Origin of the sequence: Tumebacillus lipolyticus (assembly GCF_042682745.1) — a bacterium.
Lineage (GTDB): Bacteria > Bacillota > Bacilli > Tumebacillales > Tumebacillaceae > Tumebacillus_A > Tumebacillus_A lipolyticus.
In genome coordinates this window covers 1,138,223-1,163,647 of the sequence record NZ_JBHUIO010000005.1, presented here as the reverse complement: position 1 = coordinate 1,163,647, position 25,425 = coordinate 1,138,223, and the positions used below count along the sequence as shown (strand labels likewise).

Here is a 25,425-nt window from a genome sequence, read left to right as displayed (position 1 = left end):
TGAGCCGAAAGCGACTATCATCGTAAATGATAATCATTATCAATTGGATCGAGCCAATAGATGCAAAAAGGAGCGCAAAGTCGATATGAAAAAATTTGCAACGAGTCTGCTCATGCTTGGAGCGGTGGCCATGATGCTGGTCGGCTGTGGAAACAACAGCACCGCGCCAAAAGACACGCCGGCGACGGAGAAAGAAGAACCGAAAACGAAAGTTGTGAAGTATTTGGGCAATGAGTATGAGCTTCCGACGAAAACGGAGCGGATCGTCATGACGGGTGCGGTCGAAGCGATGGAAGATGCGATCTTGCTCGATGTCAGTCCGGTCGGTGCGATCTCGTTCTCCGGCAAGTTCCCACCGCTGTTCGAGTCGATCACCAAAGAGGCGAAATCGGTCGGTGAGAAGACCGAACCGAACTTCGAGTCGATCCTCGCTTTGAAACCGGACGTCATCCTCGGTTCGAGCAAGTTCAAGCCTGAGGTGATCGAGCAGTTGAAAAAGATCGCGCCGACGATCCCCTACTCTCATATCGCGACCGATTGGGAAGCGAACCTGACCCTGCTCGGCGAGCTGAGCGGCAAACAGGATCAGGCGAAAAAGGAGATCGACAAGTACAAAGCGGATCTGGAGAAGGCAAAAACGGAGTTCACCAGCAAGCTGCAGGATAAGAAAGTGGTCGCAGCACGAGTTCGCACCGGGAAGATCTATCTCTATCCGGCAGACGTGTTCTTCAACCCGGTGCTGTACGGAGATCTCGGTCTGAAGGTGCCGGAAGAAGTGAAGGCGGTCAAGAAGCAAGAGCTGATCTCGGTGGAGAAGTTTGCTGAGATGAACCCAGACTATCTGTTCATCCAATTTGCAGCCGATGAGAACGCAGAAACGCCGAATGCGCTGAAGGAACTGCAGAACAATCCGATCCTCAAGAACATCAACGCGTTCAAAAACGACAAGACGTTTGTCAACGTCATCGATCCGCTCGCACAGGGCGGCACTGCGTACAGCAAGGTCGAGTTCCTAAAAGCGGCGGTAAGCAACTTGTCAAAATAGCTGCATAAGGTGTGTTGCAGATGCGATTCAAAATTTCACTTCCGGGGGTCATCCTGGTGATGACCCCGGTTCTTGCTGTTCTGCTCTGTTTTTTCTCCATCCTCTACGGGGCCAAGCAGATCACGGCAGATATCATCTGGCAATCGTTCATACATTTTGACCCGGAAAATGTGGATCATCAGATCATCATCAGCTCTCGATTGCCCAGAGTGATCGGCGCGATGCTGATCGGTGCCTTTCTGGCAGTATCCGGCGCGCTGATGCAAGGGATGACTCGAAACGATCTCGCCTCTCCTTCGATCATGGGCGTCTCGGATGGGTCTGTCTTTGTCGTCACGCTGTTTATGGTCTTTCTGCCAGATGCGCCCTCCACGCTGCTGATCACGTTTTCGCTGATCGGCTCGGCGCTCGGCGCGGGCATGGTCTTTGGGATCGCCCGGCTGATCCCAGGCGGACTGACACCTGTGCGCTTGGCCATTCTCGGCACGATCATCGGCACTTTCTTGAGCGGGGTTTCGGCGGCGGCCGCCAGCTATTTTCAGATCTCGCAAAACGTGAGCTTCTGGTACAACGCTCGGCTCGACCAGATGGACCCTGCCCTGATCAAGCTGTCGATTCCGTTCGCGATCGTCGGGCTGGCGCTGGCGATCGGGATCTCCAAGTCGATCTCCGTCCTCTCGCTCGGCGAGGATGTGGCTGCCGGCCTCGGCCAGCGCACATGGATCGTCAAGCTGATCTCGATGTTGGCAGTCGTCATTCTGACCGGCATATCGGTCGCCTTGGCTGGCAAGATCGCCTTTATCGGCCTGATCATCCCGCACATCTCGCGGTTTCTGGTCGGGGTTGATTACCGGAGGATCATCCCAGTCTCCGCGGCGCTCGGCGGGCTGTTCTTGGCGCTGTGCGACATCATCTCTCGATTTGTCAACGCGCCGTTTGAGACGCCGATCGGCGTCGTCACCGCGCTGTTCGGCGTTCCTTTCTTCCTCTACCTGATCAGGACGAAAGGGGGCGGGCGACATGCGTAACCAATCGCTCCCACGCTATTTGACAGTCGTGGCGATCTGCTTGGCGATCATCGCGGTCGCCCTCTATCTCAGCCTGACCAACGGGACGTTCGACATGTCGGTGCTCGAAGTGGTCAAGACGCTGCTGCGGATCGATCAGGACGAAGCGCACGTGATGGTCGTCTTCGAGTTTCGACTTCCGCGCATCGTGCTGGGCGCTTTGGTCGGTTTTGCGCTCGGTGCGGCAGGCGCTGTGATCCAAGGCATCACGCGAAACGGGCTGGCCGACCCTGGCATCCTCGGCATCAATGCGGGAGCGGGGATGGCGATCGTGCTGTTCATGCTGCTGTTCCAAGGGACGATGCAGCAGACCGGTTGGCTGGCGGTGCTGACGATGCCGATGTTCGGGCTGGTCGGCGGGTTGATCGCCGTGGCGCTCATCTACCTGTTCGCCATGCATGGCGGCAGGCTGGACACGCAGCGGCTGATCCTGGTCGGGATCGCGATCGCCTCCGGATTCTCCGCGATCACGATGTACGTGTCGCTGAAGATGAATCCGAACGACTTCGAGATGGCGGTCGCCTGGCTGGCGGGCAGCTTGCACAGCGCCAACTGGAAGTTTGTCGTCACCGTGCTGCCCTGGCTGATCCTGCTGTTGCCGATCCTCATGTTCCGCGCGCACATCTTGGATCTGTTTCAGATGGCGGAAGACAGCGTCAGAAGCTTGGGCGTCTCTGTGGAACGGGAGAAAAACGTGCTGCTGCTCTGCAGCATCGGGCTGGTGAGCGCGAGCGTATCTGTTGCCGGCAGCATCAGCTTCGTCGGGCTGATCGCGCCACACTTGGCGAGGCGCTTGGTCGGCATTCAGCATCTGCGCATCATTCCGATCAGCGGTCTGATCGGGACGGCGCTCGTCATGATCGGCGACTTTATCGGCAAGACGGTGTTTGCGCCGGCAGAGCTTGCGGTCGGCATCGTCATCTCCGTCATCGGCGTGCCCTATTACGTCTATCTGCTGATGCGCAGCAATAAGAGAAAGTAAAGGTGTTTCAAGAGGAGGACCTATGAAGCGATTGCATAAAATGACGGTGGAAGGACGAGAGCTCACCGTATACGTTCCTCCTTCTTATCGCGAGTCGGAAGGTCGTTATCCGGTCGCCTACATCCAAGACGGCGGCGATCAGTTTGCGCAATGTATCAACTATCTGGATCACCTGTTTGCTCAAGGGAGACTGACCGAGCTGATTCTGGTCGGGATCGCGTCGCACAACAGAAATGACGAATACACCCCGTGGCCGGCACTGCCGCTTGTGGACAGCATTCCGCCGTTTGCTGGCATTGGGCGCGCCTATGTGGACGAGGTCGCCGATCTGATCAAACCCTGGATCGATCAGCAGTATCGCACCAAGCGGGAAGCGGAGCACACCGCGATCATCGGCGGCTCGCTCGGCGGGCTGATCTCGCTGTTTGCCGCCTACTGGCGACCGGAGACGTTCGGCAGGATCGGCCTGCTGTCCGCCTCTTTCTGGTATGAGGGCGTCATGGCCTACATGAAAGAGCAAGGGGATTTGGCGAAGGAGATTCGCCTGTTCATGTCGGTCGGAGATTGTGAGGGGATCTATAAGCACAACGCGCAGAAGGATATGGTGCAGAACACGCGAAACGCCTATGCGCTGTTGCTCGAAAAAGGGATTCCCGCCTCGCAAGTTCGCTTTGTGGTCGAGCCTGAAGGCACGCATGATGACCTTTTTATGACCAAGCGGTTTCCAGAAGCGCTGCAATGGCTGTTCCCCGTTCAAGCGGAGATGCGGGTGGCAGCCTACAGCATCCCGGGAACTGAGCAGTGGCTGATGCATGCGAAGCGCACCGGCCGCGAGTATCGCATCTTGGTGGCGGTGCCGACCACACCGCCGCCGGAGCAAGGGTATCCGGTTCTCTACTCGCTCGATGGCAACGCATCCTTCGGGTCGCTGGCAGAGGCGATACGGCTGCAGACGCGCCCGCCGCGGGGTCTCCCGCCGGCGATCATCGTCAGCATCGCCTATGATGCTGTGGGTCCGATCGTGACCGATCGACGGTTTTATGACTACACGGTGCAGGCGGACACGTCTGAGCTGAGGCAGCGCCCAGACGGTTCGCCGTGGCCGGAGACGGGCGGGGCGGAGCTGTTTCTGTCCTTTATCGAAGAGGAGCTGAAGCCTGCCATCGAGCGGCGCTTTCCGATCGATCGGCAGCAACAGGCGCTGTTCGGCCATTCGCTGGGAGGATTTTTTGCGCTCCATGTGCTGTTTTCCCAGCCGGCCGCCTTTCGCTACTATATCGCCGGAAGCCCGTCCGTCTGGTGGAAAGGTCATCACCTGCTGCAAAGGTTGCCCGAGCTGGAAGCGAATCTGCTCGGTGCGGAGGCACAGGCTGATCTGCTGATCGCGATCGGTGCGGAGGAGAAGCAATCGATGGTGGAAGATGCGGAGCGCCTCTACAGGATGCTCGCACCCTATCAGGAGTTGGGGCTCCGTGTCGAGCATCGCAGTTTTGAGGGGGAGGGTCACGTCTCGGTGATTCACCCGCTGATCAGTCCGATGTTGCGGTTTATCTTGCAGAAGTAGGCGCAGCGCTCCGCAAGACCATGCTTGCGCTTCCCTGATCGACATGCGTTGTACGAGCCTTTGGAGATGTTCGATCAAAATTGTAGACGTGGGGTGATCACGAGCGATTCGTGGTCGCCTTTTTGTTGCACACCAGAGTCGCGCTCGCTGCTGCTCGCCGAAGCGAGGCGGCAGGTGGAGGAGAGCGCTCAAGATAACCTAGCTGCGCGATCGATCACAAAAAGATGAAACCTCCGCAGCGCCAACAGCGCAAAGGAGGTTTCTTGTTGGTCAGACAGACTTGGCTGGAGGAGTCGAAGGCACCTACAGGGTCTTTTCCTTGATCTCCAGCATCAGGTCATGGAACTTCTCCACCTCTTCAAAATGGGGAAAATGAGCCGACTCCTCAAACCAGATAAACTGTTTGTCGGGCGCAATCAGCTGCTGATAATAGCGGTACGCGACTTCTGAAGGGGTCATATAATCATATTTTCCCATGCACAGATAGACCGGAACCTGTAGCTCAGGGACCGTTTCGAACAGATTGGTCGATGCGGTCTGGGGCAGAATCGCCTGGCGGGAAAACGAATCGCCAAGAGCCAGCCAAATCCCATCCGCCCATGAATATTCGGGGGCGAGCAAGATCCCTTTGATCATCTCTCGATAGGTGTCGCTCTTTCGTTCAGATCCACCAAAAGCGCTGACCCACTTCCGTTCGAGCGTCGCATCGGCACGGGGGTTTTGATAGGGCGGCGATCCGATCGATTCGAGCTCCTCGATCGCCTGCTCATCGCTTCGATTCCTCGCTTCTTCCAGCGCGAATCGATAGGACAGCTCTTCACCGAGCTGCGAATTCGCCACCTGTCCGACACCGATATAGGCATAGAAATGTTCAGGCGCTTTTTGAACGGTCCAGGTGGCCAGCAGGCTGCCCCACGAGTGGCCGACGATAAAAATTTTGGGCTGGTTAAATCTTTGCTTTAAGTGGCGCGTCAGCTCGATCGTGTCTTCGATCAGGCGCTCGACCTGCAGATCTTCGTCTGTCAGACTCAGATGATACGACTTCCCCGAGCCGCGCTGATCCCAGTTGACGACCGTAAAATCGTTTTCCAACTCGCGCTGGTAGTTCCGCGCATAGGCGATCTTCGGATAGCCGGGGCCACCGTGGAGGAAGAGCAAGATCGGATTGTTCCGATCTTTCCCGCGGAGGAGAATCGACTGTTTGATGCCGCCCAGCTCAATCTCTTCCAGCGTCGAGATGCTATTTGGAAGCGCAGCCCCGTCAGGAGCTTTGATGTCGGGCGTCCACGTCGGAAAAAAGAAGAACAGCAGAAGCGAGCAAAGGAGGAAGATCAACCAGCGGATCGGCTTTCGTCTGAGCAATATCATCGCATCAAATCTCTCTTTCGAATGGAAATGATAACCTGATTATAAGATTGCCATCTCGCAAAGACAACGGTAGGAGCAGGTCGAGACGAGGGAGCCCTGCAATGCGAAGCAGCTGGCCGACAACCGATCAGGCCGGATGCAAAGCGGTATGGTAAGATGAACGTACAGGTTGCAGGAGTGATTTTGCTCAAGCGCAATTTTATCAGGAGGAGAACGGGAAGGGAGATGCAGCGAAGATGACGGGGAAAATTCGGCTGTTCGAATCGTTTCAGCAGGCCACCTATCCATTGGGGGGACATGCGAAGCGGAACGTCCAGGTTTTGCTGGATGCGCTGGAGAAGATCGAAGGAAGCGTCGAGGGCGACACTTATGGCAATGGAAAGCTGATCGAAGACTTCCAATCGAAAATAGCAGAGTATTTAGGCAAAGAGACTGCCATCTTTTTCCCCAGCGGTACGATGGCACAGCAGATCGCGCTGCGAGTCTGGTCCGATCGGAAAGGGATCAAACGAGTCGCCTATCACCCGCTGGCCCATCTGGAGATTCATGAAGAGGACGGGCTGAAAGAGCTGCACCAGATCGAGACGGTGCTGCTCTGTGCGAAAAACAGGATCGTTCGCCTCGAAGATGTGCTGAACATCCAAGAGGAGGTCGCCTGTATCCTGCTCGAATTGCCGCAGCGGGAGATCGGCGGACAACTGCCCGCCTACGAAGAGCTGGTGGCGATCTCCGCGCACTGTCGCGAAAAGGGGATCAAGCTGCATCTGGATGGCGCTCGGCTGATGGAGATCCTGCCTTATTACCAAAAGTCGGCCGCCGAGGTCTGCCAGCTGTTCGACAGCGTCTACATGTCGTTTTACAAGGGGGTCGGAGGGATCGCCGGCGCGATCTTGGCGGGCGATGGGGATTTCACGAAGGAAGCGCGAGTGTGGAAGCATCGCTACGGCGGGGAGCTGATCAGCCTCTACCCGTATATCATCAGCGCCGATCATTATTTCGAGCAGCGGCGGTCGAAGATGGGGCAGTATTATGAGCAGGCGCAGGAGTTGGCCGCCCTCTACAATCGTTGCCATCGCGTCAAAACGGTGCCAGAAGTGCCCGTCTCAAACATGTTTCATGTGCATGTTGAGCTGCCGATCGAACAGGTGGAAGCAGCGCTGCTCTCCGTCCAACAGGACACGGGCATTGGCCTGACCCCATATGTGAAGCAGTATGATCAGACGATCTGCTACTATGAGGTAGGGATCGGGGATCGCTATGCACAGGTGCCGAAAGCGGAGATCGAAAAGGCGTTTCAACTGCTCGATCAGCGACTGCGGGAGAACGATCTGAGCTGAGGAGCGAGGAGTGGGCGGAGCAGCCAAGTTCGATTGAGCGCAAGCGGCTGTCCGTGCGGAACATCAGAAAAGAGTTTTCCTAGTCGACCACAGGCGCTGGTTTTCAGGCCTGTGGTTTTTTCGTGTGGGACGACCGACAGGAAGGAGCGTCCGTAGAAAAAAGAACGACCTCCTCGCAAACGGTGCGGAGGAGGTCTGAATGAATGGGTTCTGGTGCAACGGCTTGCCCTTACTGGGCAGGTTTTTCTTTTTCGAACAGGACGATCAGAGAGGGAAGCAGGATGCCGCGGATCAGGAACGTGTCGAGCAAGATCCCGATCGCGACGATAAAGCCGAAGGTGGACAACACTTGAATCGGCTGAGTCATCAGCACCGCAAACGTCGCGGCGAGCAGGAATCCTGCCGAAGAGATGACGCCACCAGTCGAGGCGACCGCAATCTCCACCGCTTTTTTCACCGGGTGTTTCTTCCGCTCTTCCATAAACCTGGAGATCAGGATGATGTTGTAGTCGATGCCGAGCGCGACGAGGAAGACGAACGTATAGAGCGGAACCCTGTTGCTCACCGCATCGATATCGAAGATCAGCTCGGTCAGGAAAATGCCGATCCCGACTGCAGACAGGAAGGAGAGCAAAATCGTCCCCATCATATAGAGCGGCATTTTCAGCGATCGGGTCAAGAAGACGAGCATGGCGAAGATCAGGACCGATTCGATCAGGACGATCACGAGCAGGTCGCGGTTGTTGACCGCGCGGTCGTCCACTTTTGTAGCGGTCTCCCCAGCGAAATACAGCTCTCCCGCAAGGTCGTTCGCTTTGAGCAGAGAAGCCGATTCGTCGCGCATCATCTGCAGCGCGTCTAGCGTCGCGGCCGCATACGGATTATCGGCAAAGGTCAGGCTGTACCGAACCGCTTTTGCATCGTCGGATACACCGCTCAGCCTGACATTGTTGACCAGCGGCTGTGCGGATAGCGTATCGCGCAGTTTTTCTTGCTCCGCTTTGGAGAGCTCCTTCTCCGATTCGAAGAGGACGGTTGTCGGTGCGAGATCGCCCTTTTCAAACTTCTCCTGCAAAAGCTCATAGCCGACGCGGGATGGCATGTCGCTCGGGAAGGATTTGATCGTATCGAACTCATACGTCAGGTTGAACATATTGCTGGCCGCCAGGACGAGCAACAACAGGATGGACAGCGCGGAGGCCAACGGTTTTTTGACGAGAAAGCGTCCCACTTTTGACCACAGCGAGTTGTGAACGATCTGCGCGTCCCCCACTTTCGGTATTTTGGGCCAGAAGGACTTGCGCCCGAACAGGGTGAACAGAGCGGGCACCAGGGTGACGGAGGCGAGCATGATCACAAATATCGCCGTCCCGAAGATCGGGGCAAAGTTGCGCGAGTCGCCATAGTCGGCAAAGAACAGGATCAGCATCGCCACCAAGACGGTACCGCCGGAGAAAAAGACGGGAATTCCCGTTTCGCGCATCGCCAACTTCATCGCATCGTGCTTGCTCTGATGATTTTTCAGCTCTTCGCGGAATCTTGAGAACACGAACAGCGAATAGTCGGTGATCGCAGCGATCAGGAGGATCGACATGATCGATAAGGATTGTTTGCTCAGCTCGACTCCCGCCTTGCCGAGCAGCCCGAGCAGTTGATTGACCACCTCATAGACGAACGCAACTGCCACCAGTGGGATCAGGGCGAGCAGCGGAGAGCGGTAGATCACGATCAGCAAGATCAGGATCAGGCCGATCGTGGAGAGCAGCAAAACGATGTCCGCTCTGGAGAACAGATTGAGCGAGTCGGCCGCGATGCCAGCAGGGCCGGTGATGTTGAGCGACAGCGGGGTTGATCGATCTGCGACGCTTTTGATCTGATCAAGTCTTTCGCTCAGCTCTTTCGACCCGAGGGAAGCGTCGAAGCTGATCGGGATCACGGCGGTCGTCTTATCTGCGGAGAAAAAGCTTGCCGTCGCCTGTGGCGGCAATCCTGCTAAGGAGATGACTTTCTTCAGACCGTCAATCTGTTCTGCGCCGATCTTTTCCAGCGCGGCGGAGAGCTCTTCCAGCTTCAGCTCCCCTGATTTCGACTGAAACACCAGCAGGGCTGGAATCTCATCGGTGTCTGCAAAATGCTGGTCGATCTTCGTTTGCGCGAGGACCGAGGGGGCGTCTTGGGCAAATGAATCGATGCTGGAAACTTCGTACTGCTTGGCTCCGGGGGCCAACATCGCCAAGAGCATCGTCGCGACCAGCCAGATGCTCAGCGTGATCCACATTCCTTTTTTCGTCGCCGTAAAATCGGTCACTTTGCGCATGATCGTTTTCATCGTAAGTTCCTCCTTCCATCGAGCACAAAAAGAAAACGGCTGTCGATCATTCGCCAGCCGATCGTTCTACTCCGACTTTCGAGCAAGCGGATTCCGAGTAGGTAACACTTATGTCACTATCATTATGTCGAATTGGTGACACAAGTGTCAATTAATTTTTTTCGAACATTCCGTGGCGCAAGATCTCGTTGACCGAGCGAATCCATGCTTCTTTTTGCACGCCTACATGGTTGGGAATGTTGATCATCTGGATGATCACGCCGAGCAACAGTTCGTCTGGCAGATGCTCCTTCAGCACTTTTTCTTGGCGACCGCGATCGATAAACTGCTGCAGGATCTGATAGAGGCTCGTGTGAAACTCGTGCAATCTGCTTTTGTTTTCGAGCACCTTTTGATTGGAGCTGCCTTTTAACTGGTGGGCCATGCTCAAGATCTGATGCATCATGCTATGTTCGAAGATCACCTCTAGCAAGCAATCGAACTGCGCCTCAAACCCGTGATGCGTTTCGATCATCCGAATATCCTGTAAGGCATTGTCCATCTCGTAGATCATAAAGTCGGTGATCAGCTCTTCTTTGTTCTCATAATATTTGTACAGCGCGCCTCTTGAGATATCGAGCCGCTCCGCTACATGTCCAAACGTAAACCCTTCATATCCGTGCTCAAGAAGCACATGCTTCACTTCTTGAAATAAACGATCTGTCGTGAACTTTCTTTCACGTGCCATATTCTCACCTCACCCCCTATTATAAAGGAAGATGAGGCAGTGTATGAGCACGAAAGGGAGCAGATGGCGTCAAGCATCATCAGGGCGCTTTTTACCGGTCGTTTTTTCCAAACTCGCGTCTGCTATACTGGACGGAAAAAGGGGTGAAGAATCGGATGATCGGCGAGTCGCTACGAGCAGTTTTGAACAACATGCAGGATGGAGAGCGATTGCTCGTGGGGATCGATGGCCTGAGTGGATCGGGCAAGACCACGCTGGCGAAGCAGTTTGCAAGCGAGCTGGACAAGCACGGCGTTCGTTCGACCGTTCTGCATCTCGATGATCTGATCACAGTGCGCAAGATGCGCTATCAGACCGGCCATGCAGAGTGGTACGAACATTATTTTTTGCAGTGGGACGTCGCGAGCCTTGCGGAGAGAGTGTTTCGGAGCTGGGAACGAGGAGCGACCGAACTGGAGCTGGATGTGTACGATGCGGATCGAGATTTGCTGACTGCTCGAACGGTGCGCGTGCCCGATCGGGGGATTTTGCTCATCGAAGGGGTTTTTCTGCAGCGGAAGGAATGGCGGAGCTTTTTTGATCATGTGCTCTACATCGACTGCCCGCGGAGCACAAGGTTTGCACGGGTGACGGGCAGAGGAGGGCAGGACATCGCCGATCAGGAGCGGATCGAGCGATACAGAAGGCGGTACTGGGCGGCAGAAGACTATTATCTCGACACGGAGAAACCGCTCCAACAGGCAGATCGTGTCGTTCGTTCGAGCTGAGCGAGCAAAAAAACAGGGAGATCTACCGTCTCCCTGTTTCGCATGCTATGATTTGACCGCTGTGTTGCCCATCGTCTGAAAGACTTTCATCGAACCGTAGCGGCTGATGATCTGCGCAAATTCATCCTGATCAAAAAATGTGGTGATGCCGCCGGTATACTCTTTGGCCACTTCGACCGCAAACTTGACGGCGAGCGCGATGTCCGTCTCATGGCTCGCACCTGTCCCGCAGCCGGGAACGGCCGTCTGCGCGGTGATCGCAACGCCGACCACAGGTGCGTCTGTGGCGACAGACGGCTGCAGGATGCTGTTGATGTGGAACAGGTCGTTGCCATACGGCGTGATGTCTTGCAGCGAGATCGGGAATGTCACCGGAAGCTGTCCGGTGGTCATCTCCATCAGCCGCAGAAGGTCTTCGCTGATCCGCAAAATGTAGCCTTCCTTGACGGTCGGCGAGATCGCGATCCCTTTGTGATTGATGATGCGGTTTCCTTTTGTCGTGTCGATCGAGAGGATCGCGTCCATCTCTTCGAGCACCTCATGCTGGTTCATCGTCAAAATATCGACGGGCGACCCCATGAAATCGACCGGTTCGTGCGGTTGCGTGGGGGCATCTGGGCAGATGTGCGTGCTGATGATCACATCGCCGACCAGCACATCTCCGTTTTGTTGCATCTCAGCAAGCTTCAGGGCAGCTGCAACCGCAGCCACAGCGCCATCCGCATCGGACACCAGACCGATCCGCGAGGGGCGCGCCCCGATTCCGCCCAAGCGACCGATGATCCCCAGCGTAGGAGCGGTGCCTCCTGTCGATCTGCCCTGTTTCCCAGGCACGATGATTTTGACAAAATCGGTGCTGCCCTCTTCGCCTGCAACAGTCTGCACGGTGACCGCAACGTCCGGGTAAGAAGCGAACAGATCTTTGATGGTTCCGCCCGTCACATAGGCGCTGTCCATCGTCTCAAAAGCGGTGATGGTTTGTTTTAACGACATGGTAGCTCCTCCCTGAATCAAACGGTGTATTCTCTTGACGCGGATGCAACCGCATCAGCCAAAAACATAGGAAAGTATCTCTTTGTGGACGGCGCTCTCGACCGCGGCGAGCAATTCGCGGTTGCGCATGGTCGCGCTGAGGATCAACCGCTCTTTCGGAACGTGGATGACGGCGAGCTTCTGTCCTTTTTCCAGCGCTGCCGAGACGATCGGTTTTGCTGTCTGCGCATCGAGCGTCATGATCAGATCGGGGAACGTCCCCAGTCGTTCCCCTTTGTGTTCGAGCGTCATGTACTCGTTCCAGAACGTCATCTCGTGACCTTTGATCACGACGCGGCCCACATCAAATCCGCCCGCCGTGGTCAACTCGAACTCGTCCACCAGACCGGCCGTGATGACGCGACCGCCCAACTTTTGGCAAACAGCCTCGATCGCCGCTTCCCCTTTGGCGCTGAGCAGCGCTTGTCCAACTTCGATCGCCTGCAGGATGGCGCCCTGCGCTCCGTGTTCACGAGCGTAGGAAACGCTGATCGGGTTGCGCGCCACCACGACCAATCCGCCCGCTTCCACCGAGAGCTTGCGAACCAGACCTGCCGCCTGCTGCAGATGCCCGCTGACGCACACTTCGTGATAGCGCTCGTCCTTGCCGCCGACTGCCGCCTGATGGGAAATGTAGCCATCGACCTGATGGAGGTTCATCGCGCCCATCGTACCTGTCGGATGGGCGCGGCCGTTGCAGGGCAAATCGATCACTGGCAGTCCGGTCACAGCCGCCTGAAACCAGCCGTTGACAGTTGTTCCCGCCCCATTTTCGTTGGTGATGATCCCTTTGATCGGCTGTTGAATCGTCTTTTCCAGCAGTTGTAAAGCGCGCACATAATGCATCGGCTTGACATACTGATCTTCAGCTGCCGGCGCACCGACCAGCGCAACGGTCGCCAGCAGGTCCTCGTCGTTCATCTCATCTGCTGTATACAGTTGGGGTGAGCCCACTTCAAGGGCCAGCCGTCCCGTCTCCATCCCATCTTCGATCCAGCCGCCACCGCCGCCGCCGAGCACAGCTCCCCCGTACACGGCCGCTTCCATCATCGCGCTGTCCAATGCGATTCTTGCCATCTGCATGCTCCCCCCACTTCTATCTATTTTTTCGCAAATTTAAAGATCGAGTTAAAGAAACTGTAGATCGCGTCCCCGGCGATAAACCCGGCGGCGAGAACGCTGAGCGTGCTTTCCGCCTGTTTGCCGCGCAGCTTCAGCACGACGCTCCGAATCAAAATCCCCGCCAAGACCGCCCAGCCTGCGTTCGGATTCAAGATCAGCAGACCGGTGGAGAACATCACGCCCATCTGCCGGTTGGGCCCGCCGAACAGTTGCAGAATCGCGCCCGGAATCGCCCACAGCAACAACTGCTTGGCGATCTCAGGAGAGGCGCCCGCCTCGATCGTGCTTGCGTACACCTTGTCGACAGGTGGGATCAGACCTTGGGCAAAGAAGCTCTTGTAGGAAACGGCGACGGTGATCAAAGCAACGCCAAAAGCGATCAGGCCGGTGATGTACTGCTGCTTGCGCCCTTCTCGTTCCAGCTCTGGATCGGCACCTTTGCCGCGCAGGATGAAGCCCGTTTTCAAATCGTAGCCCATATCGGCAAACGCAGGCCCTGTCGCCGCGCTAAACCCGACGAGCAAGCCGAGCGCAACAGGTGGGAAGCCGATCATCATCCCGATGATCAGGGTGATCAGGGCGATGGCGAAGGCGGGAAACCAACCGGAGTGCATGGCGGCGATCCCGACGATCAACTCATGCACAAAGGCGGCGAATGCGGCAAAGATCAGGAAACCGATCAGCATGCCAAACGACATGTGGGTGATCAGGCCGCCGGCGATGGCGACGATCAGCGCCACGACCAGATAGGCCAGAAAGCCGAAGCCTAGGACGCGCGAAGTCGTTTTGTCGCTCAGCGTATAGGATTCTTCCTCCGCTTGCGCTGTCCCGTTCGACGTTGCTGCGGCAGGCTTTTTCTTTTTGAAGATGATCATCGCCACTTGGAAGAGGGCGATGATGCCCGCCCCGATCATAAAGCCGTGAGGAACGTAGAGCGTGTTGATGTCTGTCTGAAACATCGGAACGGAGTATTGGCGGAGCAACAGCCCGACGCCAAACATCGCCAGTGCCCAGATGTTCCCGATGAAAGCAACCCCGAACGCCGACATCGAAATTCCAAGATAGGAGCCGAGCAGACCGGTCGCGGTGCCGACACCGAGCAGCATCCCGCGCTTGCCGCCCTTGTCGCCGGCGATGATCGCCTCGGCGGTCGCGACGCCCGGCGCCCACGTGCCAGAGGCCGGGAAGACTTTGGAGTCAAACAGCTTGTACAGCAGAGCGGTATCGACGAACATCGCCAACCCCGCCCCGATCAGCATCGGGATGATCAACTCCGGCTTGCCCATCGCAAATGGAATCCCGATTGGAATCAGCAAGCTGTTTGCCGCGCCGAAGGTGGCGGATGAGATCGAGGTCTGCACGAGGTTTTGCCGGTGGACCGAGCGGAACCTGGAGAAGATCTGCATCGGAATCCGCGCGATCAGCATCGCCGCAATCGCACCGATGATCGCGGTGCTCGGCGTGACCCCGAGCGAGGTGATCAACTGCATGCCGATGATTGCCCCGAAGACAGATAAGGCAATATTTAAAATTAAGGAAAAGGGCTCAAAAGCGGAAGGGTGTTTTTTTCGTGGTGACTGATCTTTGGCCATCGTAGAGCCTCCTTTATTGATCAACTGGATGATGTCATGAAGAACGGTCATCGTTTGCTGAGTTCGAGCTGCTTGTGATACTGGTATTATTTGCTGTGTCGAGGAAAAGGGATTCTCTTAGTTTGCTGAACATTGGAAGCGTCTTCATGATGTTGGAACAGAAACAGACCGATGCGGACGCACCGTCTGCCCGTGAGAAATTTCCCCCTTCCCGATAGATTCTTTCAATTCTGTTTTTTCACTTTATCAAAAAAAAGCCGCTTTTCCCTATGGAAAGCGACCTAAAACTTCACGCCCTTTTTTGGGCACGATCACAAACGGCAGATCGTGCCGCGGTTTTAGAGGATCGACAGGATGTCCACTTCCTGCGTTTTCCAGACGCGCATCGCCACATCCAGCCGAAAGCGCACCTCAGGATCGTTCAGGTCGGTCTGGAGAATCCCGCCGATCCGCTCTAAGCGATACAGCACCGAGTTGCGGTGGATGAACATCTCCTCCGCCACCCGCTTGGTGTTGCCGCCCGAGCGGAGAAAGGCGCTCAGCGTGGCCATCAGCTCGGTGCCATACTCTCGATCATAGGTGACGATCGGCTCGATCAGCATCGAGGTCAGCATCGAAAGCACCGGATGTCCTGCCGAATCGAGCAGCAAGTCCTCGACCAGAATCTCATGAAAATGAACGATCCTCTGTTTGGGCAATGTCTGCTGCCCGATCGAGATCGCCTTTTGCGCTTCTTGGCAGCTGAACGGCACGTCTGACAGAAGCTGGCGCACTCTTCCGATCCCGGCGAACAGCTGCAGATCGGACGGGAGATCTTCAGCAGGTGTTGTCAGCTCTGCGATCAGCGCCTCCGCCTCTTCTCGCTGCTTGTCCGCCTCCTCGTAGGTGGACGAGCACAGCACGATCAGCGAGTCGTTGATCACCACTCCCTTATGCGCATGCAGCCCTGGCTTGTTCACCTTGTGCAAAAGCTGATTGGACAACAGGGTGAGCTGCTCATTGTCCAAGCCGGACTTGCGATCGACGCGCATCACGATCGCATAGTGAAACTGGCGGAGGGAGATCCCCAACTGTTTGGCCCGATAGCGAAGCAGCTCCTCCTGATGGGAAGAGCCGGAAAAAAGCTCGACCAGAAACGATTCCTGCTCGCGCTCCCGCTGCAGCTGTTGGGACTGACGGATGGTAAACTCGATCGCCAAAACGGTGACCGCATGATCGAGGCACATCTGTTCAAAGCGATCCCGCTCTTTCAATTCTCTGGAGATGGCCAGATAGCCGGTGATCCTGCTGCCGATCTGAATGGCCCGCTTTTCAGCAATCTCCGCTTTGCTGAAGGAGGAGGTGCATTGCTCGATCTCTTCCTCCTGATTCAATACGGCCGCTTCACAGGCGAGCAGATGGCCGACCAGAACGACCAGCTCGGTCGTCCGCCTGTTTAACACCAGGTTGGTAAACTGCTGATTCACTTCCCGCACTTCCCGCAGCATGAACGCTTGCCGATCGAGGATCTGATCCATCACCGCATGCGTCATGTCGATAAACGGCATCTCCAAGGGGATGTCGAACAGCGGAATGCCGTAGAGGTTGCTCTTCTGCAACGCCTCGGGGGGGACTTCCTGAATGAACCGTCTCGCTTTGATCCCGACTGCCGAGCCTCCGACGCGATGCATCTCGTCGAGGAGTCGGCAGAGCATCATCGGTTCATGGCGAAACGAGTAGCCTGTGGTCAAGATCAGTTCGTTCGGTCTTAGAAACCCGGTCAGGTCGGGCGTTTCCATACAGTCTGTATAGTAGATTTCCTTGGACAGACCTTCCTGCCCGGCCATCACTTTCGCTTGGCGAAACACGGGCAGTTGCAGTAGCCGCTCCACGGTAAAAGGGCTGGTTCCCATACGTTCACCTCATAGCTCTTGCGCTTCCCGATTCAAGAGATTTCCATCGAATATCAAAAGAGTCCCCGAAAATATGGATCGTTAATCAGGGCTGTAGAGGGGCTTACGAAAGAGTCTTTCGCAGCTCCGCCGTCATTTCTGCGACCAGCTCCGGCCTGCCGTGGAACTGAGCGGGAGTATTTTGAAAGAGCGCGATGCGCCACTCGCCTTCGCGCTTGACGGCGAGGAGCGTGTGATGTGTGTTCAGACTTGGGTTTAAGTCAGACTGTCCAGGCGGGATCATTCCCGCGATGGCGCGAAGGTCTGCGACCTCAGCGCTCAGAAAGCGCACGCTTCGCAGCTTGCACACAAATGGGGGCGTGATGTGGTCGGTAAAGATCTGCTGAAGATGGGAAGCGATCGTGGGCCGACCGACGAGCTGGCTTCCATCAAATCCGATCTGCTCACCATCCTCGGCAAACGTAGCGGACATCGCATCCGCATCGCGCTTGTTCCAGCTCTCGATCAACCGCTGGTACAGGGCGGTGACTTCGTACTCCTCAGCAGTATGCTCTCGTTCCGAACGATCGATTGAAAGGTTCATCGCAACTTCCTCCTCGGGGAGCTTGTACAGAGCCGCAAGCTCCAATTTCACAAAAGTATATCACAGCGCCGGAGCCGAACTGAAATGGTGGGAACCCTGACGGACGGGCAAAGCGAGCTTGCTGTTTCAGGCGTGCGAACCAAATGGATCGCATCGCTGTGAGATCTATGTCTGATAATGATCACGAGCAGTCGAATAAAAGCGCACAATTTCCTCTGCCAGCCGAACCACCCGCTCCTTCACCGCGAGCGGCTCGATCACTTCCACCGCGGTCGCCATGCTCAAAATCGACTCGCAGGCGTGATCGAACGTCTGCAGATCGACGACGATCTGCAGATGGCCGCTGTGGTCAGCTTCCGACTCTTCGAGTACCCGGCTAAATTTGAGGCGGCGCAAGCGAGGCAGATCTGCCTGATGAGCGCGCAATGTCACCCGATAGCTGGGCAAGCTGGTGACAAATTGCGCCGCGCTTGCTTCCCAATAAGCGCGCAGATTGAAATGGCTCGGGCGGGAACTTGGCTCAGCTAACAGCGTGGCGCTGAGAATCCGCGAGGCGCGGTAGGTGCGAACATTCTCCTCCACCATCCCGACGAGATACCACGCGCTGCCTTTGGCGACCAATCCGAGCGGATCGATCACCCGCTCGACCAGGCCGTCCACCTTTTGATAGGAGATCTGAAGTCGGCGTTGCTGCCAGAGCGCTTCTTGCAACTGGGGGATGATGGCGATCCCGCGCTCCGACCGACTCCATCCGGTCGTATCGATATGGATGCGCTGTTGCATCGATTCCGCTTCCTGGCGAGAGGCGCTGGGCAGGGTGGAGAGCAGTTTGAGAAACATGTTTTTGGACGCCGCTTCCAAGCCGAGGTCGGCGAGCAGATGGGTGGGCTGCGGGAGAAAGAGGGAGAGGATCTCGTCCGATTTGAGACCGGTTAGCGAGGTCTGGTAATCGCCCAGCAAGCTCCAGCCCCCACCGCTGCCCCGCTCGGCGAAGACAGGGATGCCAGCGCTGCTCAGCGCTTCCATATCGCGGTGAATCGTTCGTTCCGAAACTTCCAGTCGCTGCGCCAATTCGGCAGACGTGAGGCGTTTGTGGATTTGCAGCAGCAGCAAGATGGTCAACAGGCGATCTGCTCTCATCGATCAATCCTCCTTTGGTGCAGGCTGATACTTGGCACAATTGTACCATGCGAATATGACAGTCGATGTCATATATGCTGCAGTATCCTGAGGGTAAGACTTCAGGAGGTGGGCGAGATGAGAAACGATCTGTTGGCAGGAAAAGTAGCGTTGGTTGCGGGGGCGACCCGCGGTGCAGGGCGCGCGATCGCCGTATGTTTGGGAGAAGCGGGTGCGACCGTGTATGTGACGGGCCGCAGCACGCGTGCAAGTCGCTCGGCGATGAACCGACCGGAGACGATCGAAGAGACGGCGGAGCTGGTGACCGCGCGCGGCGGGGTCGGAATCCCGGTGCAGGTCGATCTGACGGTAGAGGAGCAGGTGATCTCACTGTTTGAGCGGGTGCGCCAAGAACAGGAGGGGAGGCTCGATCTGTTGGTCAACGATGTTTGGGGCGGCGATCCGCTCACCGAGTGGGGGAAACCGTTTTGGGAGCTGAGCTTAGAAAAAGGGTTGCAGATGCAGGCGCAAGCGGTGCATTCACACATGATGCTCAGCCGATACGGCGCTCCGCTGATGGTGGAACGCGATCAGGGGCTGATCATCGAGATCACCGACGGGGACAGCTATGACTACAGAGGGAATAACTTCTACAGCTTGGCGAAGATCTCGGCGATCCATCTGGCCGAAGCGATGGCTGCCGACTTGAAGAGCCGCGATCTGAACATCACCGCACTTTCGCTCACACCCGGTTTTTTGCGCTCAGAAGCGATGCTGGAGCTGTTCGGCGTCACCGAGGACAACTGGCAAGCAGGGGCGGAGCAGGAACCGCATTTTATCGCTTCGGAGACGCCCTACTATCTCGGTCGCGCTGTGGTCGCGTTAGCAAGTGATCCTCTGGTGAACCAAAAGTCGGGTCAGGCGCTCTCGACTTGGGGGCTGGTGGAGGAATACGGGTTTCAAGACATCGATGGACGTCAGCCCCACTGGGGCAGGTACTATGCAGAGCATGTAAAGAAGTGATCTTTCTGGCAGTTCGCAGGTGCTGAATGCTGAATGCTGCTGGTGAAGCGTCTTGCTTGCGATGATGGGAATCGACTCAAGATTGCCCAGACGAGAAAGGGCGATCGGCGCTGCAGCACTTGTGATCGATACAAACCGGACAATTGAATACTCGAAAGAAACGGAAGGGACCTCCTAGCGATCATCTGCAAAGGGGGTCTCTTTTTAATAAATAACACCAAGAGAGCACGACGAACTGCGCTGTTCATTTCTTGTATAGTTCACCCTGATACAGTAAATGGTGACCGAACAAGCAGGCATCCAGAGATGAGATGGGCGCTGTCAAATAGCGGACAAGCCATGTGCTAGAAAATGACAGAAAGGTGTGATGAATCGAAAAAATCACAGAGACGGAAACGATTTTCTACCGACCGACAGATGGCATGGTCGAGCAATGGGAACAGGAGGATCGAAAGATGGGAGTACGAAGCAAGAATCGTAGTTGGAAGCAGAAGCTAGCAGTGCCGCTCATCTTTAGCTTGGCGTTCGGAGGTCTTACCAACGCATTTGTTCCGTCCAAAGCTGTTGCGGATGATGCTGAAGAAAGTTTTGGAACCCCAGGCGGAGTTGCGGGGACGATCTTGTGGCTCCAGCCGGAGGGAACGAGCGGTCAAAGCGTGTCCGAATGGAAGGATCGAAGCGCAAGCGAGAACCACGCGACACAAGCGACACCCGCCTATCAACCTACCTTTTGGGATGACGCGGCACACAATGTGAATTTCAACCCCGTCGTGCATTTCAACGGGAGCAACAGCAGTCTTCTGCTGGATATCGCCAAGCTTCCGCAGGGCAACAGCCCCAGAACGATCGTCGCGGTGGCGCAGACGAAGGTGGACACTGGCAACCACTACATCATTTCATGGGGAACGAGTACGACAAGCAAGATGATTGGAATGATGCAGATCAACACGACAGGTGCGTTGACCGGGCATAGCAACGCATTTCAAAGTCCTAGCAATTTCTGGAAGGTTGGAGTTCCAAATGAACTCTTCGGAACTTGGGACGGTACAGATGCGAGCCTGTATAGCAGAATGAAAACATTAGGGAGCGGCAACCGAAACTATTGGAACACCGGAAACACCCAAGCGCGGATCGGTTCGATTATCGGTGGTGGGGAATATTGGCAAGGTGCGATCGGGGACATCATCGTCTATGACCGCGTGCTCACCGAAACGGAGCGTCAACAGGTCAGCTCCTTCCTCGCGATCAAGTATGGCTATATGATCGATCAGAGCAGTTCTATCAACTATCTCAACTCTGCGGGAGCTGCGATTTGGCAGGCGGCAGAAAATGCGCAGTATAGTCACAACATCGCCGGGATCGGCCATGATGTGGACGGATCGCTGAACCAAAAGCAGAGCCACAGCACGAATACGGGCGATCAAGTTCTGATCGGCTTAGGCTCGATCGAGGAGACCAACTCGGCGAACCAGGCAGTATTCGCTCAGGACAAGCAATACTTGCTCTGGGGCGACAACGGCAAGCCGCTGACGTTCGATCAGCAGATCGGTGGCACAGACTTGTTCCACGCACAGCGCGTCTGGAAGGCCGAGAACAGCAACGGGGTCGGACAGGTGCAAGTCGCCATCGCGAAAACGGCGATTCCGTCCGGCGCGAAGTTGCTCGTGAGCAACAGCGACACCGATTTTAGCGTGGCGACAGAAGTGCCGCTATCCGATCTTCAGGTGGGCAGCACAACGTATTCGGCTGCGAGCCTCACTTTGAGCGACGGTCAGTATTTCACCTATGCGGCCACGCCGCCGAAAGTGACCAGCGCGGTGATCAGCAGATCGGGTAAGCAGATCGTCCTGACGTTCGATCAAGAGGTGAGCCTGACCGACCAAGCGGGCTTCCGCGTGGAGACGAACGACGGGCAGACGCTCGTGATTGACTCGATTCAGGCGAACGGCCAATCGGTCACGCTGACCTTGTCTCAACCGATCACCGGAGTAGATGCGGTGCAGACGACCGTAACCTATGAGCAGGCGAACGGGAATCTGAAGCATGCCCATTCCAACCTTTTGGTTGGCGACTTTTCGCAGCTGGCGACGGTGAAGCAAGCATCAGCAGGTACTCCGGGCGGGGTGGGTGGCGCCTCGCTGTGGCTGAAGGCGGATGGAGATGTGGAATCGACCAACGGCAAGCTGACCGCTTGGAATGATCAGACCGGCACGAACGATTTCACAGTGTACGGGGCGCCGAGCGTTCTGAGCAGCGGAGTCAACTTCAATCCGGCGGTGAAGTTTGAGAACGGTGGTTCCAGCAACGTGTTGCCGCAAAACCGCATGGATGGCAACCAACAGATCAGCTATGTGGACGGATATGCGGTCGTCAACTTTAGGAAGAATGCGGGCGGTGCACTCGTCGGCTCTAGGCAGAGCTTCACGAATTACGGAGCGGCCGTTTTTGCCCAAGAGTCGAGTGCTCTGCATGTTGGCAACGGTGTGAACAGCACGTATTATCAGATCCCGTACACCTATTACGGGCAATATCGCTTGGCCGGATATGATATTCATGCAGGGGACTCAAACGCAATTGGCCGATTGAATGGGAAAAACCAAACTTTGAACAGACCGGCGGCATTTACCTCCCTAGAGTTTATCCCGATGATCGGCGGCAGCAACGGGGCTGGCAACAGCTCGAACTGGCAGCAGTTTAACGGGGAGTTCTCCGAGGTCATCCTCTATCCGGCGAGCACCGCTGCCGATCGAAACAGGATCGAAAGCTATCTCGCGCTCAAGTATGGTCTGACGCTGAATGATGGGCAGTCTGACTATACGGCCAGCAACGGCAGCACGAAAATGTGGAAAGCTGACGACAATGCGGGTTACGGAAAACGCATCACTGGGATCGGCAAAGACAGCGGGAGCGATCTGGAGCAAAAGCAGTCGAAGTCGCAGGAGGGCGGAGCGACGGTGACCCTTTCGCTGGGCACAGCGATCGCCGCCTCGAACAAGGAGAATGCGAATTCGATCGCGCAGGACGATTCGTTTTTCACCTTTAGCGACAACGGCGCGACAGTGGCGTATGACAACCGCCTCCTCGGAAAACATCTGAAAACGATGAAGCGAGTCTTCAAAGTGGACAAGACGGACAGCTGGCAGGACGGCACGATCACGCTGCAAGCGGATGGTGCGAACGGAACTGTGAAGACCTATCTGCTGATCAGCCAAGAGGAGAGCTTCGCCTCGCCTTCCAGCCAACTGTTGCTGGACGCTGCGGGGAAGGTGACGCTGGACAGCAGCAAGCTCGCCGATGGCGCCTACTTTACATTTGCTCAGGTGGACAAAGGCGACCTGCAAGCAAAAGTGGATGAGATCGTCGGGGAAAACCTGGTGGAAGGCGATTATAAGGCGGCAGGATGGGCGGCGTTCCAGCAAGCGCTGACCGATGCGAACGGTGTGCTGAACAACCAGGGCGCAACGCCGAGCGAAGTGGCGGCGGCACTGCAAGCGCTGACCGATGCCAGAGACGGATTGGTGCTGGCGACAGCGCCCGATCTGAACATCACCAAGCCTGCTTCTGACAAGATCTATGTCACCAAGCCGACGATCAAAGGAACGACCGATCCGGATGCAACGGTGACGGTGACGATCAAGGATGAGCACGGCACGGTCGTCGCGAGCGGGACCGCGACTGTCGATGCGGAAGGAAACTGGAGCTATACAACGCCCGACAACCTTCCGGATGGTGCGTACACGCTCGACGTGGTCGCCGTGAAGGATGGCAAGCAGACGACCAAGGGCAAGCAGGTGACGGTCGATGCTGTAGTGGGTGAACGGCTTTCGCAGCTCGATCTGAATGGTCTGTCGCCTGATGGGTCTAAAAAGATCGACTTGAGCCCAACGTTCGATCCGGGTCACTATGGGCCGTATGCAGGGAGGGTGCCGAACGATACGACCGAATTCAGCATCAACCCAAAAGCGTTCGCGCCAGAGGATACGGATGTCAAGGTTTCGTTAAACGGTGTACAAGTAGCCCCGGGGCAATGGGACAACCTCCCGCTAAAAGAGGGCATCAACATCGTCAAAGTAGGGGTATATGACAAGAGCGGCAACCTTTTGAACGAGTACACGACCACGATCGTTCGTTCGACCGACAAGCTGGAATCGCTGGTGCCATCGGCAGGCAATATGAGCCCAGCATTCGATGCGGACAAGCCTTCCTACACGGTGCAGGTGGCCAATGGCGTAGAAAAACTGCATCTGACACCGAAAGCGCTCGATCCGAACGCGAAGATTGAGATCAGCGTCAACGGTGGGCCGTGGCAGACTGTAGACAGCGGCGAAGCGAGCGATGATTTCGCCTTGCAGGTCGGCAACAATCAGGTAGTCGTCAGGGTGACAGACCCTGAGAACAAAGTAAAAGAGTACAAGCTGACCGTCACCAGAGCGGGTACTGGTGATGGCGGTACTCCAGGTGAGACGAAAGAATGGATCCCCGTGGATGTTGTGATCGGTGGAGACAGACCGACAGGCATCACCAAGCTGCAGATCGAACGGACGAAGCACGCGAACGGGAAGATCACCGACAAGGTCGTGTTCACACCGGACAAAGCGGCAGAGACGGCTGAGAAAGCTGCTCTGACAGGCGATCATGTCGCGCGCATCGTCATCCCAGACGCGGAAGATAAGGTGAGCGAAGTCGATGTGAACGTGCTGCGCGAGACGCTGCACATCTTGCAAAAGCACAACATCGATCTGGAGATCTACACGGCGAACGGCATCATCCAAATCCCGAGCTCCTCGCTGGCAGGGTTGGATGAAGACTTCTACTTCCGTCTGGTTCCGGTCAAAGACCCGGGCTTGCGCAAGGAAGTGGAAGACCGAGCGAAGACCGAGCCGGTCGTGCGCAAAGTGGCCGGGAAAAATCGGTTCGAAGTGGTGACGCGCCCGATGACGATCGAGACGAACCTGTCCAGCCGTCCGGTCGTGCTGACGCTTCCGCTGCGCGATGTCGATCTGCCAAAAGATGAGCAAGCGCGGCAGCAATATCTGCAGGAGCTGGGAATCTTCATCGAGCACACAGACGGTGAGAAAGAGGTCGTCTTTGGCGATGTGGTGACGCTCGCAGGTGGCGAATTGGGACTTCGCTTCAGCCTGACCAAGTTCAGCACCTTCACCATCCTGCATTTCGAGGGAATCAAGGTACACCAAAACTATATCAGCGGCTATCCGGATGGAACGTTCCGACCGGATCGGAGCGTGACGCGCGCCGAGATCGCCACCATGCTTGCCAACGCGGGCATGTTGAGCGGCGAGGCGACAGGAGATGCGGTTGAACTGCTCGATGTTGAAAACCATTGGGCCGCATCGTTCATCAAACGGGTGAGCGCAACCGGCTGGATGAGCGGCTATCCCGATCACACCTTCAAGCCGGACGGCTCGATTACGCGCCGCGAGATGGCGGCGGTCGCTTTCAAGTATCTCGGCTTGAGCGGTACGGCTACAGGCAACAGCTTTACAGATGTGACAACAGATGATTGGGCGCATGATATCATCGCGGCCGTGCGTGAGGCTGGCGTGATCGCAGGCTACCCGGATGGCACCTTCCGCCCGGCGCAGCAGCTGTCGCGTGCAGAGGCGGTCACCATCCTCAACCAGCTGTTTAAACGCGGGCCGTTGCATGGGGTCACGCAATCGAGCTGGCCAGATGTGGACAGCAGCCATTGGGCGTTCCATAACATCGAGGAAGCTTCGCAAAAGCATCGGTTTACAGACCGCTCAGCAGGCGGAGAAGACTGGCTGTCAAACTGATCGCTCGTTCGATTTTCGCCTCCACTCCGTCAGGCCCGTCAGGATGACGGGGTGGAAGGTGAAGTTTACACGATCCAAATC

At 56.4% G+C, this 25,425-nt stretch carries 17 protein-coding genes; 8 read left to right on the top strand and 9 right to left on the bottom strand.

What is annotated here, in order from left to right; all coding sequences use genetic code 11:
* The first annotated feature begins 85 nt into the window (after window positions 1-85).
* From ACFSOY_RS10650 to ACFSOY_RS10635, 4 genes are read left to right on the top strand one after another with little or no spacing between them, the layout of a single operon-like run.
* Window positions 86-1,045, top strand: coding sequence for an ABC transporter substrate-binding protein (locus ACFSOY_RS10650; RefSeq protein ID WP_386046428.1), 960 nt, complete (start codon window positions 86-88; stop codon window positions 1,043-1,045).
* A 20-nt stretch (window positions 1,046-1,065) separates the two neighbouring features.
* Window positions 1,066-2,073, top strand: coding sequence for a FecCD family ABC transporter permease (locus ACFSOY_RS10645; RefSeq protein ID WP_386046427.1), 1,008 nt, complete (start codon window positions 1,066-1,068; stop codon window positions 2,071-2,073).
* Complete coding sequence (locus tag ACFSOY_RS10640; protein ID WP_386046425.1) at window positions 2,066-3,094, top strand: FecCD family ABC transporter permease; 1,029 nt, start codon at window positions 2,066-2,068, stop codon at window positions 3,092-3,094. The genes ACFSOY_RS10645 and ACFSOY_RS10640 overlap by 8 nt, the downstream gene beginning before the upstream one ends.
* Before the next feature lie 22 nt (window positions 3,095-3,116).
* A complete protein-coding gene (locus ACFSOY_RS10635; RefSeq protein WP_386046423.1) occupies window positions 3,117-4,658 on the top strand; it encodes an alpha/beta hydrolase in 1,542 nt (513 codons plus the stop codon).
* A gap of 303 nt (window positions 4,659-4,961) precedes the next feature.
* Here ACFSOY_RS10635 and ACFSOY_RS10630 read toward each other — a convergent pair whose 3' ends face one another.
* Window positions 4,962-6,026, bottom strand: coding sequence for an alpha/beta fold hydrolase (locus ACFSOY_RS10630; protein WP_386046421.1), 1,065 nt, complete (start codon window positions 6,024-6,026; stop codon window positions 4,962-4,964).
* 236 nt (window positions 6,027-6,262) lie between these two features.
* On the opposite strand from ACFSOY_RS10630, the gene ACFSOY_RS10625 reads away from it, so the two are divergent.
* Window positions 6,263-7,363 (top strand): threonine aldolase family protein, encoded by a 1,101-nt coding sequence (locus tag ACFSOY_RS10625; protein WP_386046419.1) that lies wholly within the window; start codon window positions 6,263-6,265, stop codon window positions 7,361-7,363.
* 229 nt (window positions 7,364-7,592) lie between these two features.
* Here the strand turns inward: ACFSOY_RS10625 and ACFSOY_RS10620 are convergent, their stop codons facing one another.
* Window positions 7,593-9,692: an MMPL family transporter gene (locus tag ACFSOY_RS10620; protein ID WP_386046418.1), complete on the bottom strand. Its 2,100-nt coding sequence runs from the start codon at window positions 9,690-9,692 to the stop codon at window positions 7,593-7,595.
* A 151-nt stretch (window positions 9,693-9,843) separates the two neighbouring features.
* On the bottom strand, window positions 9,844-10,419 hold the full coding sequence (locus ACFSOY_RS10615; protein ID WP_386046416.1) for a TetR/AcrR family transcriptional regulator: 576 nt from the start codon (window positions 10,417-10,419) through the stop codon (window positions 9,844-9,846).
* Window positions 10,420-10,562: 143 nt separating this feature from the next.
* Here ACFSOY_RS10615 and ACFSOY_RS10610 point away from each other — a divergent pair, with 143 nt between their 5' ends.
* Window positions 10,563-11,186 carry a kinase gene (locus tag ACFSOY_RS10610; protein WP_386046414.1) on the top strand — a complete coding sequence of 208 codons (624 nt, stop codon included), beginning with the start codon at window positions 10,563-10,565 and terminating at the stop codon, window positions 11,184-11,186.
* 45 nt (window positions 11,187-11,231) lie between these two features.
* On the opposite strand, the gene ACFSOY_RS10605 is transcribed toward ACFSOY_RS10610, so the two are convergent.
* From ACFSOY_RS10605 to ACFSOY_RS10580, 6 genes are all read right to left on the bottom strand, one after another.
* On the bottom strand, window positions 11,232-12,179 hold the full coding sequence (locus ACFSOY_RS10605; RefSeq protein ID WP_386046412.1) for a DUF1177 domain-containing protein: 948 nt from the start codon (window positions 12,177-12,179) through the stop codon (window positions 11,232-11,234).
* Between the two features lie 54 nt (window positions 12,180-12,233).
* Window positions 12,234-13,295, bottom strand: coding sequence for a DUF917 domain-containing protein (locus ACFSOY_RS10600; RefSeq protein WP_386046410.1), 1,062 nt, complete (start codon window positions 13,293-13,295; stop codon window positions 12,234-12,236).
* A 23-nt stretch (window positions 13,296-13,318) separates the two neighbouring features.
* A complete protein-coding gene (locus tag ACFSOY_RS10595; RefSeq protein WP_386046409.1) occupies window positions 13,319-14,932 on the bottom strand; it encodes an OPT/YSL family transporter in 1,614 nt (537 codons plus the stop codon).
* A gap of 338 nt (window positions 14,933-15,270) precedes the next feature.
* On the bottom strand, window positions 15,271-16,824 hold the full coding sequence (locus ACFSOY_RS10590; protein WP_386046407.1) for a PucR family transcriptional regulator: 1,554 nt from the start codon (window positions 16,822-16,824) through the stop codon (window positions 15,271-15,273).
* Window positions 16,825-16,927: 103 nt separating this feature from the next.
* Window positions 16,928-17,407: an SgcJ/EcaC family oxidoreductase gene (locus tag ACFSOY_RS10585; RefSeq protein WP_386046405.1), complete on the bottom strand. Its 480-nt coding sequence runs from the start codon at window positions 17,405-17,407 to the stop codon at window positions 16,928-16,930.
* Between the two features lie 165 nt (window positions 17,408-17,572).
* On the bottom strand, window positions 17,573-18,547 hold the full coding sequence (locus ACFSOY_RS10580) for a helix-turn-helix transcriptional regulator (protein WP_386046403.1): 975 nt from the start codon (window positions 18,545-18,547) through the stop codon (window positions 17,573-17,575).
* Between the two features lie 117 nt (window positions 18,548-18,664).
* Here ACFSOY_RS10580 and ACFSOY_RS10575 point away from each other — a divergent pair, with 117 nt between their 5' ends.
* Together ACFSOY_RS10575 and ACFSOY_RS10570 are read left to right on the top strand one after the other, a co-directional pair.
* Complete coding sequence (locus ACFSOY_RS10575) at window positions 18,665-19,549, top strand: SDR family oxidoreductase (RefSeq protein ID WP_386046401.1); 885 nt, start codon at window positions 18,665-18,667, stop codon at window positions 19,547-19,549.
* Window positions 19,550-20,004: 455 nt separating this feature from the next.
* Window positions 20,005-25,344 carry a DUF8202 domain-containing protein gene (locus ACFSOY_RS10570; RefSeq protein ID WP_386046399.1) on the top strand — a complete coding sequence of 1,780 codons (5,340 nt, stop codon included), beginning with the start codon at window positions 20,005-20,007 and terminating at the stop codon, window positions 25,342-25,344.
* Window positions 25,345-25,425 lie beyond the last annotated feature (81 nt).

Excerpts from the sequence above, each read along its gene's own strand:
- ACFSOY_RS10650 (WP_386046428.1), top strand. The coding sequence starts at position 86 with ATGAAAAAATTTGCAACGAGTCTGCTCATGCTTGGAGCGGTGGCCATG.
- ACFSOY_RS10645 (WP_386046427.1), top strand. The coding sequence starts at position 1,066 with ATGCGATTCAAAATTTCACTTCCGGGGGTCATCCTGGTGATGACCCCG.
- ACFSOY_RS10640 (WP_386046425.1), top strand. The coding sequence starts at position 2,066 with ATGCGTAACCAATCGCTCCCACGCTATTTGACAGTCGTGGCGATCTGC.
- ACFSOY_RS10635 (WP_386046423.1), top strand. The coding sequence starts at position 3,117 with ATGAAGCGATTGCATAAAATGACGGTGGAAGGACGAGAGCTCACCGTA.
- ACFSOY_RS10630 (WP_386046421.1), bottom strand. The coding sequence starts at position 6,026 with ATGATATTGCTCAGACGAAAGCCGATCCGCTGGTTGATCTTCCTCCTT.
- ACFSOY_RS10625 (WP_386046419.1), top strand. The coding sequence starts at position 6,263 with ATGACGGGGAAAATTCGGCTGTTCGAATCGTTTCAGCAGGCCACCTAT.
- ACFSOY_RS10620 (WP_386046418.1), bottom strand. The coding sequence starts at position 9,692 with ATGAAAACGATCATGCGCAAAGTGACCGATTTTACGGCGACGAAAAAA.
- ACFSOY_RS10615 (WP_386046416.1), bottom strand. The coding sequence starts at position 10,419 with ATGGCACGTGAAAGAAAGTTCACGACAGATCGTTTATTTCAAGAAGTG.
- ACFSOY_RS10605 (WP_386046412.1), bottom strand. The coding sequence starts at position 12,179 with ATGTCGTTAAAACAAACCATCACCGCTTTTGAGACGATGGACAGCGCC.
- ACFSOY_RS10600 (WP_386046410.1), bottom strand. The coding sequence starts at position 13,295 with ATGGCAAGAATCGCATTGGACAGCGCGATGATGGAAGCGGCCGTGTAC.
- ACFSOY_RS10595 (WP_386046409.1), bottom strand. The coding sequence starts at position 14,932 with ATGGCCAAAGATCAGTCACCACGAAAAAAACACCCTTCCGCTTTTGAG.
- ACFSOY_RS10590 (WP_386046407.1), bottom strand. The coding sequence starts at position 16,824 with ATGGGAACCAGCCCTTTTACCGTGGAGCGGCTACTGCAACTGCCCGTG.
- ACFSOY_RS10585 (WP_386046405.1), bottom strand. The coding sequence starts at position 17,407 with ATGAACCTTTCAATCGATCGTTCGGAACGAGAGCATACTGCTGAGGAG.
- ACFSOY_RS10580 (WP_386046403.1), bottom strand. The coding sequence starts at position 18,547 with ATGAGAGCAGATCGCCTGTTGACCATCTTGCTGCTGCTGCAAATCCAC.
- ACFSOY_RS10575 (WP_386046401.1), top strand. The coding sequence starts at position 18,665 with ATGAGAAACGATCTGTTGGCAGGAAAAGTAGCGTTGGTTGCGGGGGCG.
- ACFSOY_RS10570 (WP_386046399.1), top strand. The coding sequence starts at position 20,005 with ATGGGAGTACGAAGCAAGAATCGTAGTTGGAAGCAGAAGCTAGCAGTG.